This is a genomic window from Kitasatospora sp. NPDC093558 (assembly GCF_040683475.1).
Classification (GTDB): Bacteria; Actinomycetota; Actinomycetes; order Streptomycetales; family Streptomycetaceae; genus Kitasatospora.
This window is the reverse complement of sequence record NZ_JBFBDY010001253.1, coordinates 1-1,258: the sequence shown is the minus strand read 5'-3', so window position 1 is coordinate 1,258 and position 1,258 is coordinate 1. Positions and strand designations below refer to the sequence as shown.

1 pseudogene is annotated in these 1,258 nt (G+C 68.5%); it reads right to left on the bottom strand.

Features of this window, described 5'->3' with window-relative positions:
• Positions 1-1,140, bottom strand: a pseudogene (locus tag AB0O00_RS40130) (hypothetical protein); the annotation flags it as partial.
• Between the last annotated feature and the right edge of the window lie 118 nt (positions 1,141-1,258).

Below are 1,258 nucleotides of genomic sequence, written 5' to 3'. Positions count from 1 at the left end.
GTCGAGACCGAGGTCTCCGCCGCCGCCCTTGCCGCCGCTACCGTCACCGCCACTGCCGGCACCGCCACCACCGCCACCGCTCCCGCCGCTGCCGTCACCGCCCGAACCGGGGGGCGCGGGCGGCGCGATGGCGCTCGGAGTGGGGGCGTCGACCCTGAAGTTCGTGTTGAGCCGCCGTTTGACGGTGGTGAACTTGTCCCCGAGGTCACCCAGGACGAGGTTGGCGTCGACATCGAGGGTGACGGTGAGGTTGTCCCGCCAGATCTTCTTGGCCAGGGATTCGACCATGGCACGGAACGCGTCCGACTTGACGTCCACCCCGTTCGAGATGACCGTCTTGTTGACGGTGTCCGCGTACGCGGGCACGATCAGCTGCTTGAGCGCCGCGCGCAGGCAGGGCACCGGAGAGGCCCGGGTGCTGAAGGCCTTGACGGTGGCCCCCAGCTCGTTGACGGTCAACCACTTCACCCGGGCCGTCAGGAGTTTGCTGTAGGACTCCTGCAGGCTGTTCGCCGCGTCGTCCAGCGCCTTCGACGGGTCCTCGTGGAGCGTCATCTCCAGCTTGAGGGTGTTCACGGCGCTCTCGAAGCTCGTCAGGTAGGACTTGAGCTCGCCGGCCGCGGAGCCCTGGAAGTCGCTGCCCTCGACGTCCAGGGAGTCGGCCGCCCGGTGGACGCCGGCCTTGATCTCGTCGAGCAGCAGCCCGAGGTGGTCGATCAGGTACTTGCCCGACCTCAGACTGGGCACGCTGGTGGCGCTGTTGTCACCGCCGGTGTACAGCGCCGCCATCGCGTCGGTCCAGCCGCTGGTGAAGTGGACCCACTTGTTGGCGTCGTAGAGCCAGCCCGGCTTGTCGTCGCCGTTGCCGTGCCAGTTGCCGTTGAAGCCCACGTACCACTTCGCCGGATTGTCCGTCTTCGACTTCTTCGGCGGCGAGAGGACGGCCACGATGTCCCGGTCCGACTCGGTGATGGCCTTCGTGTCGCAGTAGACGCCGCCCATGAGCCAGTCCCCGACCACGGACGGATTCGCCACTTCGTCCCGGGAGGGGTAGTCGGCCATCCCGAACGCCTTCATGGCGTTCTCCCACGGGTAGTTCGGGCTGCTGCCGCTGTTCCCGCCGGCATCGGTTCCGGGCATATCGACTCACACTCCTGCGGATGCTGCGTACGGAAGGGTTCACGCGGTTCGGACGCACGCCGCCCCGACGCACGCCGTGCCGCCGTCGGCCCGGGCCCACCCCGGGCCGACGGCGATC